The 15,313-nt window shown below is 49.3% G+C and carries 14 protein-coding genes; 6 read left to right on the top strand and 8 right to left on the bottom strand.

Going from position 1 to position 15,313, the window contains the following annotated elements:
• The first annotated feature begins 53 nt into the window (after nucleotides 1-53).
• Complete coding sequence (locus HQN79_RS00625) at nucleotides 54-602, top strand: thioredoxin family protein (RefSeq protein ID WP_173283771.1); 549 nt, start codon at nucleotides 54-56, stop codon at nucleotides 600-602.
• 57 nt (nucleotides 603-659) lie between these two features.
• Nucleotides 660-2,057 carry an argininosuccinate lyase gene (gene argH / locus HQN79_RS00620; protein WP_173283770.1) on the top strand — a complete coding sequence of 466 codons (1,398 nt, stop codon included), beginning with the start codon at nucleotides 660-662 and terminating at the stop codon, nucleotides 2,055-2,057.
• Nucleotides 2,058-2,139: 82 nt separating this feature from the next.
• Here the strand turns inward: argH and HQN79_RS00615 are convergent, their stop codons facing one another.
• Nucleotides 2,140-2,658, bottom strand: coding sequence for an adenine phosphoribosyltransferase (locus HQN79_RS00615; RefSeq protein ID WP_173283769.1), 519 nt, complete (start codon nucleotides 2,656-2,658; stop codon nucleotides 2,140-2,142).
• Nucleotides 2,659-2,775: 117 nt separating this feature from the next.
• Here HQN79_RS00615 and HQN79_RS00610 point away from each other — a divergent pair, with 117 nt between their 5' ends.
• The gene (locus tag HQN79_RS00610) at nucleotides 2,776-3,186 is read left to right on the top strand and encodes a hypothetical protein (protein WP_173283768.1); all 411 of its coding nucleotides are present in this window, start codon (nucleotides 2,776-2,778) and stop codon (nucleotides 3,184-3,186) included.
• A 79-nt stretch (nucleotides 3,187-3,265) separates the two neighbouring features.
• On the opposite strand, the gene HQN79_RS00605 is transcribed toward HQN79_RS00610, so the two are convergent.
• The gene (locus HQN79_RS00605) at nucleotides 3,266-5,992 is read right to left on the bottom strand and encodes a retention module-containing protein (protein WP_173283767.1); all 2,727 of its coding nucleotides are present in this window, start codon (nucleotides 5,990-5,992) and stop codon (nucleotides 3,266-3,268) included.
• 150 nt (nucleotides 5,993-6,142) lie between these two features.
• Nucleotides 6,143-7,159 (bottom strand): hypothetical protein, encoded by a 1,017-nt coding sequence (locus tag HQN79_RS00600; protein ID WP_173283766.1) that lies wholly within the window; start codon nucleotides 7,157-7,159, stop codon nucleotides 6,143-6,145.
• Between the two features lie 950 nt (nucleotides 7,160-8,109).
• Here HQN79_RS00600 and HQN79_RS00595 point away from each other — a divergent pair.
• From HQN79_RS00595 to HQN79_RS00585, 3 genes are read left to right on the top strand one after another with little or no spacing between them, the layout of a single operon-like run.
• Complete coding sequence (locus HQN79_RS00595; protein WP_173283765.1) at nucleotides 8,110-8,595, top strand: hypothetical protein; 486 nt, start codon at nucleotides 8,110-8,112, stop codon at nucleotides 8,593-8,595.
• Between the two features lie 42 nt (nucleotides 8,596-8,637).
• Nucleotides 8,638-9,060 (top strand): thioredoxin TrxC, encoded by a 423-nt coding sequence (gene trxC, locus HQN79_RS00590; RefSeq protein WP_173283764.1) that lies wholly within the window; start codon nucleotides 8,638-8,640, stop codon nucleotides 9,058-9,060.
• A 10-nt stretch (nucleotides 9,061-9,070) separates the two neighbouring features.
• Complete coding sequence (locus tag HQN79_RS00585; protein WP_173283763.1) at nucleotides 9,071-9,313, top strand: hypothetical protein; 243 nt, start codon at nucleotides 9,071-9,073, stop codon at nucleotides 9,311-9,313.
• A 12-nt stretch (nucleotides 9,314-9,325) separates the two neighbouring features.
• Here the strand turns inward: HQN79_RS00585 and HQN79_RS00580 are convergent, their stop codons facing one another.
• The 5 genes from HQN79_RS00580 to HQN79_RS00560 are packed head-to-tail and all read right to left on the bottom strand — an operon-like array spanning nucleotide 9,326 to nucleotide 15,310.
• Nucleotides 9,326-10,786, bottom strand: coding sequence for a hypothetical protein (locus tag HQN79_RS00580; RefSeq protein ID WP_173283762.1), 1,461 nt, complete (start codon nucleotides 10,784-10,786; stop codon nucleotides 9,326-9,328).
• Complete coding sequence (locus HQN79_RS00575; RefSeq protein ID WP_173283761.1) at nucleotides 10,780-12,729, bottom strand: vWA domain-containing protein; 1,950 nt, start codon at nucleotides 12,727-12,729, stop codon at nucleotides 10,780-10,782. The genes HQN79_RS00580 and HQN79_RS00575 overlap by 7 nt, the downstream gene beginning before the upstream one ends.
• Entirely contained in the window at nucleotides 12,726-13,877 is a 1,152-nt protein-coding gene (locus HQN79_RS00570) for a vWA domain-containing protein (protein ID WP_173283760.1), read from the bottom strand. The genes HQN79_RS00575 and HQN79_RS00570 overlap by 4 nt, the downstream gene beginning before the upstream one ends.
• Nucleotides 13,870-14,340, bottom strand: a complete 471-nt coding sequence (locus HQN79_RS00565) for a hypothetical protein (protein WP_173283759.1) — start codon at nucleotides 14,338-14,340, stop codon at nucleotides 13,870-13,872. The genes HQN79_RS00570 and HQN79_RS00565 overlap by 8 nt, the downstream gene beginning before the upstream one ends.
• On the bottom strand, nucleotides 14,333-15,310 hold the full coding sequence (locus HQN79_RS00560; RefSeq protein WP_173283758.1) for a DUF58 domain-containing protein: 978 nt from the start codon (nucleotides 15,308-15,310) through the stop codon (nucleotides 14,333-14,335). Before HQN79_RS00560 ends, HQN79_RS00565 begins: the two co-directional genes overlap by 8 nt.
• Nucleotides 15,311-15,313: the final 3 nt, after the last annotated feature.

The following is a 15,313-nucleotide window of genomic DNA, read 5'->3' as shown; positions in this document are numbered from 1 at the left end:
CTTGAAAAACGCTTGGGCTAGGCATTTACAAAACCATAAGGCAGAAAAACGCTATGTTTTCCATTGTTTCCAAACGCTTACTGTTATTTGTTGCCGGCTTCGCGTTCAGCCTCGGCGGCAAGCCTGTTTATGCCCAGACAGACGGACTGCCGGAACTGCAGAATCTGCAGACTCTCGGACAGCAGGCTCAGACCCGGCAGTTGCCGATTCTGCTGCTGTTCAGTGCCGAATGGTGCGAATACTGTCAGGTTCTAAAAGAAAAAGTCCTGAACCCGATGATTTTCAACGGCATGTATCAAGGAAAAGTGGTTTATCTGCGCCATGTCGGTCTTGATGAAAAAGATCCGATACCCGACTGGAACGGTAAACCGATGATCAAAAGCAAGTGGGCCTATCAACTGAACGCCGACCTGACGCCAACGATCGCGTTTTTCGACGGTAACGGAAAGGAGGTCGCGGAACGCATTGTCGGTATTTCGGAAATCACGCTGTTCGCCAGCCTGATTCATAGCCGGATTAACGAAGCCTATAAAAACATGGGACTTAACAAACGCATACCGGCGACTCCGGAACTTCTGGAAAAACAGAAAGGTTCAATGTAGCAGTCACCACTCGCCGCGAAGAGCAATCAATTTCATTTAAAAAATTTGAGCACATTTATGAGCAATCAACACAATCAAGAAAAACTCTCCAGCGCACGCTTTAGCGAATCAACCGACGCCTTTGTTGAAGCTTTCACCGCTTCAATCATGTTCGACAAACGCATGTATAAGCAGGATATTCAGGGCTCAATGGCACATGCCAGAATGCTCAACAAAGTCGGAATTCTGGACGATAAGGAACTGCAGGATATCATCGACGGTCTGGGTCAGGTACAGCAGGAGATCGAAGCTGGTGACTTTAACTGGTCGATCAAGCAGGAAGACATTCACATGAATATCGAGGCCCGTTTGACCAATCTTATCGGTATTACCGGTAAGAAACTGCATACTGGGCGCTCGCGCAACGATCAGGTCGCAACCGATATTCGTCTCTATCTGCGTGATGAAATTGACGAAATTCTGCCGGAACTTAAACGTCTGCAGGAAGGTTTGATTATGCTGGCTGAACGTGAAGCTCACACCATTATGCCTGGCTTTACCCACCTGCAAACCGCTCAGCCGGTTACTTTCGGACATCATATGTTGGCCTGGTTTGAAATGATCAAACGCGATATCGAGCGCCTTCAGGATTGTCGCAAGCGCGTTAACACCATGCCTCTAGGTTCAGCGGCACTTGCTGGGACAACCTACCCGATCGATCGCCATTATACGGCGGAGCTGCTTGGTTTCGAACGTATCAGCGAAAACTCTCTGGACGGCGTTTCCGACCGTGATTTTGCCATTGAATTCACCCATTTTGCCGCGACACTGCTGATGCACATGTCACGCTTCTCGGAAGAACTGGTGCTTTGGTCTTCGGCGCAATTCCAGTTCATTGATCTTCCGGATCGTTTTTGTACCGGTTCTTCAATTATGCCGCAGAAGAAAAACCCGGATGTACCGGAACTGGTTCGCGGAAAAACCGGTCGCGTTTATGGTCATCTGATCAGCCTGCTGACACTGATGAAATCGCAACCTCTGGCTTACAACAAAGACAATCAGGAAGACAAGGAACCTTTGTTCGATACGGTCGATACCGTTAAAGGCAGTCTGCGCGCTTTTGCCGATATGGTTCCGGCAATGATCGTTAAAAAAGAGATGACCTACGAAGCGGCGAAACGCGGCTTCTCAACCGCTACCGATCTGGCAGATTATCTGGTCGGCAAAGGACTGGCATTCCGCGATTCGCATGAAGTCGTTGGGCTTGCTGTCGCTCACGGGATTAAAACCGGTCAGGATCTGTCCGAAATGTCGTTGGAAACCCTGCAAGGATTCTGCGACAAAATCAGCGAGGATGTGTATGAGGTTCTGACGCTGGAAGGTTCGGTCGCTGCACGAGATCACTTTGGCGGGACTGCGCCGAAACAGGTTTTGGAAGCGGTTGGACGCGCCAAAACGTATCTGGAAACGATCTAAAAACCGTCTGTGCTCTAAAAAACAAAACCCGGAGAATAAAATCTCCGGGTTTTTGCTAAAGACGGAAACAAACTATGATCGTTTAATCGTCAAACTGCATAACCGAACGCACGCTCATCTCTTTATAAACAAAACTGTTTAGCGCCTTTAAATCAATCAAACAGGCCAATCCGACAACCTTATAACCCACCTTTTCGCATAATTCGGCCGCAGCGCCCATAGATCCGCCCGTTGCAATCAAATCATCCAGAAGAATCAGATTACTACCGTCGCCTTTCTGCATTTCCAATTTATCCGTACCGTACTCCAAATCATACTCAACCGAAGCATGAACATTCGGAAGCTTGCCCGGTTTACGAACTTTAATAAATCCCTTGTTATGTTTGTAGGCGAGAGCGGAAGCGAAAATAAAGCCCCGCGACTCAATACCGGCAATGCAATCAATGTTTGCCCATTCCTCTGCGGAAAAAAGATCACTTATGGCATCAATGGTTTCGTTGAAGTGCGTTTTCAATAAAGGCGAGATATCGCTGAAAAGTATTCCTGGCTTTGGGAAATCGGGAACCTGAGCAAGATATTGAGCTAGTGGGTGCTGTGACATAAAAGACTCTTTCACAAAAATAAATTAAGTTGTAAGCGATAACAGAAACCTGCTATGCTCGAAATTACCCTTATTCTACTCGCTTTGCTCAATTCTGAGAATCGATAGAGAACGTAAATGAGTCTATACAACGAAAACTACGAGTTCAGTTTAAGAAACACTCTGCCGGCAAACTCCAGAGATCTGGTTGACCATCTGTTCACCACTTACTCTCTGGCAGAGATGCTTGAGCTATGGGAAAACCGCCAAAGCGATGCTGAACTGTTAAAACGCTTCAAAATTCAGGAAAAAGAATGGCCTTTGGCACTGCAAGCGGCCATCATCGCGAAATTCAGCTACATCGATATTCATAAAAAGTTTTCTGCCGAAGAGCTCTACTACCTCGTTAAAAGTGCCTGCGCAGTCTTAGGCCAACCCCTGAGCGAATATTCACTCAACGAAGTCATCAGTGCTCAACAGAATCGCATGCCTCTCTTCAGTGCCTGGCTATACAAAGTCGCCCAGATGATCCAGATCCGCCACGCTTAAACGGCAGGGTTCAAAAACAAAAAAACCCGCTTCAGTAAACTAAAGCGGGCAACAAGGGATCTTTGTAAACGACTAAACCTTAGCCGTTATTAAAATCATTGTCATTAATGCTCAGTAAATTCAGGCTTAGCAAGCCGCCATTACCGGAAGTAGACGCACCTGCGTCCGCATCAAGAGAAACATTTCCACCCAACAGGTCACTGACCAGAGTTGTAACTTCGTTCAACAGATCATCAACCTGCTCCGTATCCGTACCAAGCAACTGATCGACTACGTCTGTTACGCCATCAACCAGCTGATCGACTGAACCGGCCGTATCGTCGGCGGCATGGCCTCCAAGCAGATCATCAACCGAAGAAATCAAATCCTCTTCGCCGGTCAACAACTGCTGAACATCAGTCGTAACCAGATTCAGGCCGTCGTCCGTTGAACCCGTATCGGTTCCCAGAAGCTGGTCGACTACGTCTGTTACGCCGCCAACCAAATGGTCTACCGATCCGGCAGTACCGTCTTCCGGCGTGCCGCCCAGCAGGTCTGTTACCGTCTGAGTCAGATCATCTTCACCGGTCAACAGCTGTTGAACATCAGTTGTAACCAGATTCAGGCCGTCGTCCGTTGAACCCGTATCGGTTCCCAAAAGCTGATCAACAACGTCCGTTACGCCGCCAACCAACTGATCTACCGATCCGGCTGTACCGTCTTCCGGCGTACCGCCCAACAGGTCAGTCACCGTCTGAGTCAAATCGTCTTCACCGGTCAACAACTCCTGAACATCAGTTGTAACCAGATTCAGGCCGTCGTCCGTTGAAGTGGTGTCAGTTCCCAAAAGCTGATCAACAACGTCCGTTACACCATCGACCAGATGATCAACCGATCCGGCGGTTCCTTGATCCGGGTAGCCACCAAGAAGACCAGCAAGCGTGCCCATCAAGTCCTCATCACCGGTCAGCAATTCTTGAAGATCGGTTGTAATTCGGTTGATAGCATCATCTGTCAGATCTGTATTGGTACCCAAAAGCTGATCGACAACATCGGTTAGCCCGTCAATCAGTTGGTCGGCTGAACCGGCAGTTCCGTCTTCAGGTGCGCCGCCAAGTAGCCCGACAAGCGTACCAAACAGATCTTCATCACCGGTTAGCAATTCTTGAAGATCGGTTGTTAGGTTATCTTCGCCATAGTCAATTGCGCTCAGCTGAGTCCCTAGAAGAGCATCAAGAATGTCCGTCAGCGCCGCAACGACCTGATCTACTGTTCCCTCAGGACCTAGCAGGGTCGTCGCAATATTTCCCTGACTTAAATCCGGTCCTTTCAGATCAGTAATCGGAGCCGTTACCGTATCGAGTAGACCAGCCACTTCTTGTCCCAAGGTCGGATCACCTAAAGGCGTTTCATTACCGAGAGTATCGGTCAAACCAACGACCACGCCACCAACTCCGTTCAGCAGGTCGCCGACCGGAGCCAAAACATTGGCCAAAGGATCCGTTGCATTATCAACAGTAGAAACAACACCCTGAACGGCATCCATCAGTCCATTATCAATATCGCCCAGTGCGTTATCCAGGTTATTAGTCACCGGATCCAGAACATTCAACAAAGGTACATCCAACAGATCGGAAAGACCATCATTGGTACCGTTCTGCAGCAAACTGATATCCAGGAACTGCGAAGAGGTAGCCGTATCATTCAAGCCCTTGCTGTCTTCAACATAGAGCGTGTATTGAGAGCCGATAATAACACCCGAGTTCAATAGCTGACCCAGGGTACTGGTATCCTCGCGCTGCACACCACCCATTGCATGATTGGCTTCTTCATCGGACATCGGCTGGCCATCTTTGCGGGTAACCGTAACTTTCTGGCCATCGTCGCTGACTTCGTAGTTATAGTCCTGATACTCAGGATCATTTTCATCCGGCGCAACAAACTCTTCGCGACCAATAATGTAGCCAAGCCCCAGAAGGTCTTCACCTACGCCATTATCAATGGTCATTTCCATCTTCTGGATATCATCATCTTCATCCTGAACATAGAAAATCTTATCCGGTTGATAATTAATCAGATCCAGAGCACCTAACTCAATTGGCGTATTACCAGAACCGCCGAATAGTGATGAGCTGATGACCGTTTCATTAGTCAGAATATCACCGATGGCAAAACCGGTTTCCGCAGAGTTCCCGCTCTGATAATTCGCACCAATCAACCCCAATAGCGTCTCGCCATCATCCACGATAAACGCTTTTGGCGCATGATCCGTTCCTGGTGGCTCTGTTGGTGGTTCTGTTGGTGGTTCTGTTGGCGGCTCTGTTGGCGGCTCTGTTGGAGTCGGCTGATCGGCTAAAGCCGCTCTTTCGGCAGCGCTTGAAATTGCTGTCGGCAAACCATTGGTATCAAACCCGGATGTAACATTACCTTCCAGCCCCAAACGTGTGATCACAACACCACCATCGTTGGCACTACCCGGTTCGTCACCGGCGGCGACTTCTTCAAGCTCATCCAGGTTAATGCCTTCAAGATTCCCGTCGGCAATCGCATTTTCCAGCGCTTCAAGTCTGGCGGCCATCTCGGTCTCGGCGTCGGAACCGGAATCATTGGTCACGTCGGAATCCAATGTCAGGGAAGTTAAACGACCCAGAGTAATCAACTCGCCGTTCTTCATATCGACCATAAGCTGGGACGCATCTGCGGTTTGCAATACCTCTCCCTGATAAACAGGGCTACCGACGGTTAATATTCTTTCTGTTCCGGTTTTTGGATCGATTGCCTTCGCTACCCCAGCAATAGACTTAACAACCCCGATTTGAATAGCCATTTCGTTCTCCAACAATGATTTTATCGTTATTATTTTTGTGTTTTTTGCTATAGACCCTGCTTGACGAATCAAGACCCATAGCAAAAAGAATGGTTAAGGCGATTGAAACGTCCCAGCCCAAGTATTAGGGCCGGGAACGCTGCTTAAAAATTAAGCAAAATCAAGCATGGAAGTCAGAGAACCCAAGTTCAAAGCAGAGTTTGAAGATAGGTCCAGAGCACCAAGAAGGTTCAAACCTGCTGAACTTTCACCAGAAGCGTCTGCAGAAGCACCACCGGAGATCAAACCGGTTCCACCTAGCAGACCACCTAGTTCTGGAGCTGCATCGACCAATACATCAGTCAAGCCTAGAAGCGCATCTGTATTCACTTCGCCATGCATAAGACCGGAAATAAATCCTTCTTCGCCGATTAGCGCGTCCACAACGATATAGCCAGGAATTGTAGAGTGAAGAACACCAGCAAGCGCCTGTACATCACCGCCCATTGCATTCGGGAAGACATCAGGAATAATTGTCGAGACTACATCGCCAACAACTGGAACGGATGAAGCAAAGTCAACCACTAGGCCAAAAGTATCTCCACCATTTTCGCCATGTGAGCTTAGCGGGCTTCCAGCAGGTACCGTTCCACCGATCAGGTTACCTGCGAATGAGAAGTCGTGCAGGAAGGTAGTCAGTACGTCTACCTGATCCGCCAATAGCGGGTCAGCCTGAAGATTTTGCAGAACCATGTCAACAGGACCTTCCAAAGTCGGGAAAGACTTCAGTACACCGATTGTTGCGCCAAGTGCGTCGCCACCAAATTCATCTTGAGTACGTTCAGGAGCAAGCATTGGAAGAACATGCGTGCTGACGATAGGAAGTGAGTTCAGAATCCCTTCCAATTTGATTAATACATCTGCAGTCGGCATGAACTGATTATTCAGATACATCGCCATATCAAACATAGGAATTCCTCGCATCAATTCGAAGAAGTCCATTACATTTGTAGAGTTGTCTGTTGCAGTCGCTCCAGTGTAGCCTGTACCCGCAATGCTATTCAGAAGGTTAACACCTTCGAAAAGCGCTGTATTCATACGAGGGCTATCATCTGTATTATCGAAATTTCCAATATCGCCGTACAGCATTTGGCCAATCGGGTTATTAAGTAGTAGTTCTGTTGCCATGAGTAAAACTCCAATTATTTTTTATTTAAACTCACTCAGAAGTGGCTGTTTATTTTTCGCTTCGTAGTCAATAATTTAGAAGGTTAGAAGCCTTTCTTCTCGAGATTGGAACCTATCTTACTCACTGACGTAAATTGTCTCTACTGTCCTTAAGGACAATAAGTAAAAAAAATTTACACAATTTCCTGAAAACAGGCCGTTTTTCTCAGTTATATTCATAAATATCAATAACTTAAGTAAAAACAGTTTTTTACGATTTTATTTTTTATATAGCATTAAATTTTTTAAATAATAGGCAATATAAATTATTTAATTGAAAAACAGATAACTTAACGCACTGTAAAAACAGCAAAAAATCACAAACGAATTTACCGTCGATTTACTGCTGATGAAAAAGTGCAGCCAACGTGACTGCCTGACAGTGCTTAAAAAACGCTCAACTTACCTGTCTTTAACACCGACCCCGTTATATAACTGCCCTAGTCACTCGGTTACTCCTTTAAATAAACGCTCGATAAAGGAGTCCGTTAAGTGCCGCAAGCACAATAAAACAATCGAGAACTTTACTTGACTTAATTGGTAAGGATTAGGTGTAATTATCGGTAGTACTGCAAACAAGCAATCAGAAAACTACATATTTGCTGCGCACTTTTATAGTTTGATAGAAATTGTTTATATACTTATAAGTTTTAATACTTCCTCAATACTTCTTCAAGTTTTGTGGATTGCTTGCTCTAGGAAATCCCAGTAAACTGATCTCAACTTAAACAGAGATTCCTATTTAAGTTGGCTAGTTTTGTAGTCTTTTTCAAACTTACTCTCCCCTAATTTGTAGGTTTGATTGCTCCTCAGTAAAAGCGCGGTAAGGCCAAATACCGCGCTTTTTTTTATCCCTTCTTTACCGCTATACTTTGCAAATCACTAATCATTCTCTAAAACAAGAGGATCCTATGAACGAAACCCAACATCAATACCAGTTCGGCCGTGGAACCGATGCCGAGCACCTTAAAGATCAGGCGCTTTTCAAAGAACTGCTGGAAGAACATCAACAACTGCAACGTCAGACCGTCAAACTGGAAAACGGGATTAAGGCGCAAACCACTTCGGAAAACCCGCATTTAGCCAAAGTTTTACAGAAGCATGTTGTCGGTATGGAAAAACGATTCTCCAAAGGCCGTGCAATTCGTTCCTGGGACCCTCTGTTTGCCGCGCTGTTTGAATACAAAGACCAGATCAATATGGAATACCATATGATTAAAGGCGGGGTTGAAGCCGTTTTGACTAGTGACGACCCCAAGCTTGTCGAATTAATCCACAGCCATGATCTGACTCTGCATGGTTTTGTCGACAAGGGCTATGCGGCCAGTAAACACGAAAGTCCGAAACCGGACTGGGTACAATATCCGTCCAAGCCCACTTGCAAAGAGCCTCAATGACCCTATATAAAGGGGACGAACTTTGTATTCTGGAGACTCGATATGATTATTATGTGTCCTCACTGCGGCGGCTTGAACCGTGTCGCCGACGAGAAACTGCAAAACAGTGCAAAATGCGGGAAGTGCAAACAGGCGCTGTTTACCGGAAAACCGCTTGAAATGAATGGCGCGCAATTTACCCGTGCTCTGCAAAAAACCGATCAACCGTTGATCGTCGATTTCTGGGCACCTTGGTGCGGTCCATGCCAAGGCTTTGCTCCAGTATTCGCCCAAGCCGCGGCTAATCTGGAACCCAAAGCGCGTTTTATCAAGATTAATACCGAAACCGAACAGCAGACTGCCATGCAATACGGAATCCGCTCCATCCCGACACTGGCAATTTTCAAAAGCGGTCAGGAAGTTACCCGCATCTCGGGGGCGATGGATTTGGGCAATTTTACAAACTGGGTCAACCAAAATATTTAACGAGGCTGATATGGAACTGGGCTCCAAGCAACACAAACAACTTCTTTTAAAAAGCATCCTTAAGGTTGCTTGGAAAACCGCTTCGATCGGCATTTTTATCGGTATTTTGCTGATTATTCCCAGCATATTCCGTGAAAATACCTTTTCCAGCGGGCTTGCCTACAGCGGCTATGCGGTGATTATCGGATTTGTCGCCTATGCCGCGTTTATCGCTTGGCGTAAATACCATAAATTGATTAAAAACTTCAGCTGAAACACGCAGTCATCAGCTTCTGTAAACCTGCTTAACCAGTGGCTGTAGCATGTCTTTCAAATAAGCGCGCAGAATTCTGCGCGTCCAGTTCAGCTTGTGCAGTTCTTTGCAAAGCGCATCCAGCGGCAAAGGTTGTTTGCCTTTGCCGGCGTTTGCATACAACCCGCGCTGCAAAGCCTCAACCACTTCAAGGTCTACTCCGGTTGACTGCTGCCACTGCCCCCATGAACGAATAGAATCACAGGCAAGCCACCGTTCGGTTTGCCGCCACAATGCCTGACTCTGTCCAGTAGATTCAAGTTCGGCAACCTTGCGCAAAACGGTCCGTTTCATCCGGTAGAAATGAATAACTAAGGTTACAACCGCCAGCAACCCAATGACAAATCCTAAGGCAACGGTGGCTGTAAGATAGAGTTGCCAGGACGCAAAACTCCATAGCGAACCCCTTTGCGGCGTCACTACCTGCAACTTGCCGCTTTCGGTATCGAAATAACGCCAAGTCCATTGAGGCAGAACAATATTTCCCGCCGCCCGTAATCGAATCGGAACTCTGATCACAACCTTGCCAGGATCCTTATCCTGATAGGTAATTTCCGGTGCAAACCACTCAAGCTGCCCGTTTCTCGGCTGCGCAGCCAACATCTGTAATAGTGCGAGATTTAACGCCTGTCGCCCCATCTGCACACCGTCCAATGCCCACTGCCAGTACAGCAGATCGCCCTGTTTCGCCCATAAAGGCAATGGCTGCGGTTGAAAATGGATTGCCCCGATCATAACCTGAGGCGGTAAAAACCCGGGCAAGGGCTTCCATTGCATTTCGAGCGGACGTGCAAAAAACTTCCATGGATGACGTTTACCGTGATCCACTTGCAAGGCGGGGGAATAAGCGCGAGTTGCCCCCTGAGACAAGCCTTCCTGCGGCAGCTCATATTGATACCAACTTCGTAAGGTTCCATGCAAATCACCGGCAAGCAGACTCTGCCCCTGCAAATCAACCTTTAAGTCCTTGGGATTAGACTGCAGATCACTGCCTATAAATCCCTGAAGCTGAACCCGTAAGCTTGGATCGTTCAGCTTGACCTTAACCTCCCACGGCCACGCCTGTTTCTGATACACCACTCCGGATGCAACCGGTAACCACTGGACATCAATCAAAGAATTCGGCAGCACCTGCACATCCGCCCCCTGAAAGATTCCACCTTGCGCAAGCCGGTATGACCCAGGCTCATAGGCATACAGATAGTAAGCTGCTCGGTTTTGGCTGTTCGTGTGCAACTCAATAACAAAATCTCTGGCCCATGCTTCGCGCGGCAGATTCTGCAAATAGTGCTGCAACACCTCGTTTTCCTGCGTCTTTATTCTGACGACAACCGCCTCACCGAAAGGTACCTGTGCCTTCTGCAGTTCAATCGAAACCGCTTGAGCAGGAAGCGTCAGCAACACAGAAAGCAAAAAGAAATACACTCTTACCATGGCTGAATTCCCGGAATAGCATGAGTCTCATCCTGTTCGGCATGAAAACCGGCTTCTGCTTCAAACAGCCGTTTGAGCAGGCGGCGCTGCTGAGTTTCCAATGCCGCTACTTCCGCGGCAAACTGACGGGCATTTTTCAAACGGCTCTCCTGACGTTGTATCTGCACGGCAGCTGATTCTGCGCGTCCGGCGGAGCCGGCCACAAAATCCTTACTGCCGCTTTCAAGCTGATAGAGAGCGTAATCGCCCTGTTCGGGAAGCGGCGGTTTATCGCCATTCCGCTCGCCGCCCATCGCGTCACCATCGGCCCCAAACCCCTCTTCATCGGACTGAGAACTGTTTGGCTTCTGTCCGCCATAAAAGGCTCCATCCTGCTGTTCGCCTCTTCCGCTGGATTCGCCTTCAGCATCGTCTCCGTCCTGTTTTTTGCGACGCATGGTCAACTCCTCTTCGCGGCGCTGCTTGGCCAACACCAGATTATGCTCGGCTTCGGCATAGGGAGAGCGATACAACAAAGCTTGTTCGAACGCTTCCACAGCCGGTGTCGGGAGAAAGGCCAGATAGTAACTGTTGCCGAGATTAAACAATGCTTTGGCGCGCAGATCGTCATTGTCGGCTAACCAGGCGGCTTGTCGAAAATAACGCACGGCAGCGGCATAATCCTGCGCCTTATAAGCGGCCGCGCCGGCACCGAACCAAGCCGAAAACTCGTTCGGCTGTTGCGCGCGTTCCGCGGCCAAAGCAGCATACGCCTGCTGGGATTGTACAAATTCCTGTTGCTGATAGAGCTGGAAAGCGTCCCGCTCTTCTTCGGAGGCAAATACCTGTGTACTTAACAGAGCAATCGCGATCACAAAGAAACCGATCCAGAGGCTCTGCGGCATAAAAACCATCGCCAGCAAAACAAGCGCCACGCCGACAAACCAAGGCCCGACATCCAACCATAACCACTGCTGTGCCTGAACAGACTGCTCTCGGGAAGATTCGCGCAATTCATCCAGGTGCTCGAGCAAAGGAGTCAGGCTCCCGTCACTGCGCCAGTAATCTGCATGTTTCGCTTTTTCCGTCCATTGACGAAGACTGCCCTCCTGCAAAGCCGAATTCACCGGAAGACCGAAATGGTGCAGCACGCCGGAAGGATGTCCGGCATCCGGTACGGCTTGCGGCTGCAAAGAACCGAATCCTAACAGCCACAAATGGTTCAAATCCTCCTGAAGCCAATCTTGCAGCGGTAGCGCTTTAAGGTCCTGCGACAGTTCGACCGGTTTCAGGAAAGGTTCGGCTCCATCACTGAAAACCACCAGAGCACGAGCACGGTTTTGAATTTTTTCGCTCAGCGACGAACCGATCTGATTATGCTCTAAATGCTGTAATCCGCGGATAATCGCCGGTTCCAGCCATGAGCCGTCCAACGGAACCAAACCGGGATAAAGCAATTCCAGATCCTCGACAATCAGCGACTTGTCAAACGCCAGAGGGCTCACCAGATGCGCACTTCCGGAAAATGCCAGTAAGCCGACGCGATCCTGTGGCTGCAGTTTTTTACTGAAACTCTGAGCCAAACGACGGGCATTTTCGAACCGGCTCGGCTGCCCCGGTTCCGATGCCAGCATTGACCGCGATAAATCCAGAACCAGCATAATATCAACCCCCTGCAAGGATTGACTGTCGGTGCTTTGCTGATAGATTTTCGGACCCGCCATGGCAATCACCAGACTGCTCCACGCCAGAATCAACAGCGTCAATGGCGAAAAGAGCGCAAAGCGACGGTATCCTCGACGCATTGGGCCAGAGACCTTGAGGTTCGGCCAGAGATGTTTATCCGCATAGGATTGTTGCGAGCTCTGCTCCTTGAAACGACGCCAAAGCAAAAGCAACAACGGCATAAAAAGCGCGAGTAAAAACGCCGGCTGACGCCAACTTAACCACTCCAGCCCGATCATCTTGCCCCCTCCTCGTCATGCGATGCCGATCTCGTCAGAACCAGAACCGAAAGGTAGGCGACAAAGAGCAATAAACTCAGCCAAAGAAACTGCGGATACAAAGGCATAAAAGCCCGTTTCTTCGGAGGCGCCTGCCACGGTACACCTTCCGCCTGATCAATCTTGTGCAGAACTTCCCGCAGATCCAGGCCACTGCCAATCTGGTAAAACTGGCCTCCGCTCTGTGCGGCGATGGTTCGTAGCAGATCCGCCTTCAAAGGCTGATACAGCAAGCCGCTGAACTCGCGTTTGTCAGCCCGTTCATCCGTCGCACCCACACCAATGGTATAAATCGGAACCTGCAGCAACTGCGCGTAATCAAGCGCCTGCTCGACCGGCAGACGGCTCGGCTGGTTATCGCCATCGCTAATCAGAATCAACACCCGTTTACGCTCAGGCATTTGCTCCAAAGCCAGATTGGCGGACTGGGTCTGCTTGAGCGCCAGCCCCAAAGCTTCCGCCATAGCCTCGTCGGTGCGCCCGGCCAGATAGGGTCTCAGACGTTGCAGATAAAGACGTGCGGCCTGCTGATCCGCACTCAAAGGCAGCAGGTTAAATGCACTTTGCGCATAAACGGTAATCGCGAAACGGTTACCGGGGAGTTGTTCAATAAACTGATCCAAAACCTGCTGAACCGCCTGCATTCGCGTCTGGGGCTTGCCATCTTGCTGATAATCGTTCAATAAAAAGGATGCCGAGGCCTCAACCACAAACAACAGATCGCGCACCGTTTTCTGCTGCACCAAAGGTTCAGGCGGTAACGCTTTTTGCGGCTGAGCCAAAACGAATAACAGACTCAACAATAAAGCAAAGCGCAGTGTAAACAGAAGCAACGCCTGCCAGGTTTTTAACTGTTTCTCGCCTTCTTTTGCCACTTCCGCAGGCAGTGAATTTGCCTGCATCTGCGCTAAAAGGCTATGTTTGGCGCTGATAATTCTCGAAAAGTGCCAATCACGCCAATCCCCGAGATCATCTTGCAGATCGCGTTTGCTGACCAACCCGCGCCATAACCACCAGACAGGCAGAAAAGCGCCCAACCAGAGTAGTTGGGGCGCAGCAAAATGCCACGATTGCCACCAGTTCTGTGTCAATTCCAACCAATCAGCCATCCTGTCTCTCCGAACGGGCTTTTAGCGAAAAATGTCTTAGCCCGTGCTTTAAACGCACTTTCTGACGCCCGAAATAAGTCGACCAGAGGCAACGCCAGTAAAGGCGTCTGGCAACCCCGCCCAAGCGATCCAGTTCCACTTTCTGTGCCGGGGTCAAAGTCTGCGACTGACTCCCTAAAGTGCCCAATTGTTGCAGCACCATTTGCAGTCGCTCCCGCAAAGAAGGGTTCAACAGGGAATTATTCCGTTTTAAAGGCTGCAGCAGATAAAACAGAACCCAGACACCGTCTTCGCTTCTCCAGGCAAGTAAACGACGCCAGTGTCGGAAACTGCGACTTCTCAGCAGCCAGATCAGGCCAAACATCATTAATGCCGGCAGTATCCACCACCAAAATGTCGATGCGCTTTCCGCAAGCGCCGGCACGGGAAGAAAAGGCGCTTCGATATCGATAAGTTCAGCCATTCGTCGTCCCTCGTTCGGAAAGTGTCGACTGTTGGGCCGCCAAAACGCCTTGATTATGGGCGGTTAACTGCAGATAAACCCTTGCCAACTGTTGCAGGGGCGTTTCGCTGGAAGCCGCCGCAAAACGGGCGCCGTTTTTTATCAAGGCTTCCTCGATCCGGGCATAGTGCGACTGCGCCCAGTGCTGATAAGCTTTGCGTTCCAACAAGCGATCGAGACGAAGCGCCTTACCCATAGAACCGAGCAACTGCAATCCGGGAACGGCCGGTAAAGCGACTTCCGCCGGATCATACAACCATAGAAAATTCAGCGTCAAACGCTGTCGCCAGGCGATTAGCTGCTTGGCGAACTCGGCATTTTCGGTAAAGTCATGCAGATCGCTGACAATAAAGACACTCGCTCCGGCATCGGTATGCGTAAAGAGTTCATTCATCGCTTTGGACAGGCTCACCGGACGTTGGCCTGCGGCAAGCCACTCGGACTTCGAATGATTCAATGACTGCAGACAGGAAAGCACCAGGCTCTGGCCGCTTAACTGTGTCAGAGGAATGCGCAGTAAACGATCACCGAAAGCCCAGAGCTGCAGACTGACATTATGTCTTTGCGCCTGCCAAGCGATCATTGCGACCAGATTCAATGCCTGAGAAACCTTGAATTGACGACGGGTTCCGAACCACATCGGTTCACGCATATCGACAGCGATCACCCATTCCGCCTGGCGCTGTTCTTCAAAGCGACGGCTAAAGGCTTCGCCGCTGCGCGCCATCAAACGCCAATCAAGATGGCGGATCTCGTCCCCATGCGCATAGGGACGGCTTTCCGCGAATTCACTTCCGCTGCCATGCATGCGACTGTTCTGCGGCCCCTGCAAGGACTGCGACGAGAGCTTTTGCCCCCAGTCCGGCTGCATATTCCAGGCATCCAGCTGATTTAACAACGCCTTAAACGACTGTGAATCCAACGGTTTCATGCT

Origin of the sequence: Thiomicrorhabdus xiamenensis, from assembly GCF_013282625.1 — a bacterium.
Classification (GTDB): Bacteria; Pseudomonadota; Gammaproteobacteria; order Thiomicrospirales; family Thiomicrospiraceae; genus Thiomicrorhabdus; species Thiomicrorhabdus xiamenensis.
Note: the sequence above shows the minus strand (reverse complement) of the source record. Positions and strands in the feature narration are given on the sequence as shown.